This is a genomic window from Nocardia niwae NBRC 108934 = DSM 45340 (assembly GCF_001613465.1).
Classification (GTDB): Bacteria; Actinomycetota; Actinomycetes; order Mycobacteriales; family Mycobacteriaceae; genus Nocardia; species Nocardia niwae.
In genome coordinates this window covers 1-2,715 of record NZ_BDCK01000006.1, presented here as the reverse complement: position 1 = coordinate 2,715, position 2,715 = coordinate 1, and the positions used below count along the sequence as shown (strand labels likewise).

Below are 2,715 nucleotides of genomic sequence, written 5' to 3'. Positions count from 1 at the left end.
CTTTGCGCTGCTGAATCTTGGTCATCGGTGGTTCGGTCGGCGGAGCGCCTTCCGCGGCCGCGACCGCGGAGTCGGCGACCGCATCGTCGCCAGTCCGTATCGGCGCATTCACGGCGCCGCCGACCGTGAATGGCTTGCCGCTGTGTTCGGCGGTGACCTGCCGCGCGTGGGCGAACCTCTGCGGAGTGGTGTCGTGGTCCTCGATGTCCGCGGCGAGGATCGCGGCGGCCGAGCGGTGCACGCGCTCGGAGGTCGCCTGGACCGGCGACGGCGACCCGTCCGGCTCGATCACCTGCGCGGCGTCCTCGAGCACGAGGCCCGAGAAATCCTCGGGGTACGCCTTGCGCCACGCCTGCGCCTCGGCGCACTTGGCGAGCTGATTCGCGGGCATCTTCGACCACATTGAATTCGGCTGACCGTTGCTCTTGGTCTGCACGAACTCGTCGTAGAGGGCGATGCCGACGTGCGGCTCGCCGTCGGCGATGATGACGAATTTCGCCGCCGCGGGCGGGTTGTTCTTGCCACCCAGCCAGACATCCGACCAGCCGCCGCCGTCGGGCGCCATCCAGAACGGGCCCTCGGTCTTGACCGACTCGCCCGCCGCCTTGGCCGCCCGGCGCCCGTTGAGCCGGTAGCCGTCGATGCCCGTCTGAATCGTGTACTTGACCTCCCACCGCTCGGGCCCGTTGCCGTAGCCACCGACCTTGGTGTTCCGGCCGATGAGATAAATCTGCTTCGAGAACGGGTCGAGCTTGGTGAGCTGGCACCGGTGAAAGAACAGGTCCAGCTGAGCCGCGGGAACGTCGTCGAGGCCGAGCTGCTTGAGTACCGCGATCTGCTGCGGAGTCCACTCGCGTTGGTCGGCCGACAACTCGATAGCCGACCGGGTGGCGGCACGGGTCGTGACGAGCTCGGCGCCAGTGGCAGTGGTGGCGATTTCGGTCGTGGTCACCTGTATTCCTCCTGCTTGTATGCCCATGTGGGCAAGTCGATTTGGTGGATTTCGCCGCCGAAATCCGGCCACACGCCGGTATCCATGCACCGGCGGATCGCGGCGAGCGACTCGCGATTGCGGCGGCGGCCGAGCTCGACGGCCTCGGGCACGAGCTCGACGGCCGAGGCGAGGTACGGCGGTTCTTTGCTCACGACGAGGAACGTGAAAGCGGCCTCGATGTCGTGTTCCTCAAGCCGGTCGACGTACCACGGGTCTTGCCTGAAATAGCCGAACTTGTAGGCACTTTCAGCGAACCGCCGCGGGTCTGCCGACGTGCTCGTTTTCACGTCGAGCGCCAGAGCGAGGCCAGACCGGCGCGGCCGGTACAGGCAGTCGGGCCGCACCTTGACCTCAAGTCCGGTCTCCGCGTCGATCGAGAACCCGGACAGCTCGGGCTCGCCGCCGCGCAGGGCGACGCCGAGCGGGTGCGCGTGCAGCGAGGCGGCCATCGCGCGCACGCGCTCGAATGCCTCGGGCAACAGTGCGATTCCGCCACGAGCGCGGATGTCGGCCCGCTGTTCCTTGGCGTGTTTGGTGCGCCAGTCGTCGGCGTCGACCCGGACAACGGCGCCGCCGACGCCGAGCGCCAGCGTGTGAACGGCCTTGCCCTCCTCGAAATGGTCGGCCGTGGACTCGATCGGATAGTCGCGTTCGTACTTCCACTGGGCGGGCGCTACCTCATCGAATCGGCGCACGGTCGACGAGCCGAGCGCTCGGTGCGCGTGGTACTCGTGGTCGGGGATTCCAGAGACGAGCGTCACGCAGTCACCCCCTCGGCGGGCCGCACGGCGTCGGCCGCGACGGTGACGGTCCGGCGGCTACCCGGGAAGTGGAGCAGCCACGCCTCGCCGTCGGCGGCGGGCGTCGCCGACACCTCGGCACCCTGTGCGATCACGCCGAGCGGGGTCTCGATGTCGACGACGGCGACGACGGGGCGCTGGTCGGCCACGGCACCGCGACGGCTGCGCTGGTAGCACGACCCGCACATGCCGTCGCTGCCTCGGCGGGCGTGCCCCACGCAGTCGACGTTGCTCATCGGGCGCAGGCACTTACGGCACGGCTGCGCGATCCTGCCCTTTGGAGCGTCCGGGGTCAGGCCGAGCGCGGCGAGCAGCTCGGCCGCGTCGGTGGCGTCGTTCGCGTACCGGCAGACGGTGAGCGCCGCGGCGTGCCGTTCGGCGTCCGTGTTCTTGGCGTCGCCGAGCTGGTCGACGCCAGTGAGGCCGTCATCCTGCATCAGGCGGCCCCCGTCCGGTAATCGAGGTCCCGATCGCGGGCGCGGTCCCACTCGGCGCCGGGGTCCACATCCCGCCACTGGTCACACGTGCACAGCTCGGGCGGACCGCCGAAGTCGTGCGCTTCGCACACCTCGGCGTCCTCGTCGTCGTCCTCGCCGGTGTGGTCGGTCCAGTTGGGCATCGGCGGATTGGCGCGGAGGTCGGCGCGGATCAGCGCGACGAACACCGCGCCGACACCTACGACCAGGGCACCCAGAACGAGCACCTGCACCACGTGCTCGAGCGGGCTCACTGCTCACCCGCCTTGTGTCCGGCGAGGCGGGTCACAGCCTCGGCAAGCAGGCCAGCGAGCACGTCGGCGCAGTACTGCTGGCGCGTGACCGACGAAAGGACGTCGTAGTGCTTGAGCGAGTCCGCGCCGTATGGACAGCCGCAAGCCGCGGTGCCCTCGATCAGGCGGTCGAGCAGGCCCGCGACAGTGTT

The 2,715-nt window shown here is 69.5% G+C and carries 5 protein-coding genes; all 5 read right to left on the bottom strand.

The genetic code is table 11. From position 1 onward, the window contains the following. Positions 1-952, bottom strand: a 952-nt coding sequence (locus NNI01S_RS02685; RefSeq protein WP_174554352.1) for a recombinase RecT, incomplete at its 3' end; no start/stop codon positions are given. Further along, positions 949-1,755 (bottom strand): PD-(D/E)XK nuclease-like domain-containing protein, encoded by an 807-nt coding sequence (locus NNI01S_RS02680; protein ID WP_063017154.1) that lies wholly within the window; start codon positions 1,753-1,755, stop codon positions 949-951. The genes NNI01S_RS02680 and NNI01S_RS02685, both read right to left, overlap by 4 nt. Continuing rightward, positions 1,752-2,231: a hypothetical protein gene (locus NNI01S_RS02675; protein WP_063017152.1), complete on the bottom strand. Its 480-nt coding sequence runs from the start codon at positions 2,229-2,231 to the stop codon at positions 1,752-1,754. The genes NNI01S_RS02680 and NNI01S_RS02675 overlap by 4 nt, the downstream gene beginning before the upstream one ends. Further along, on the bottom strand, positions 2,231-2,524 hold the full coding sequence (locus NNI01S_RS02670) for a hypothetical protein (RefSeq protein WP_063017150.1): 294 nt from the start codon (positions 2,522-2,524) through the stop codon (positions 2,231-2,233). Before NNI01S_RS02670 ends, NNI01S_RS02675 begins: the two co-directional genes overlap by 1 nt. Then, positions 2,521-2,715: hypothetical protein (locus NNI01S_RS35175; protein WP_169812915.1), on the bottom strand; the 195-nt coding region annotated here is incomplete at its 5' end. The genes NNI01S_RS02670 and NNI01S_RS35175, both read right to left, overlap by 4 nt.

Bases quoted from the DNA above. Each gene is read 5' to 3' on its own strand.
- NNI01S_RS02675 (WP_063017152.1), bottom strand. From the start codon at position 2,231: ATGCAGGATGACGGCCTCACTGGCGTCGACCAGCTCGGCGACGCCAAG.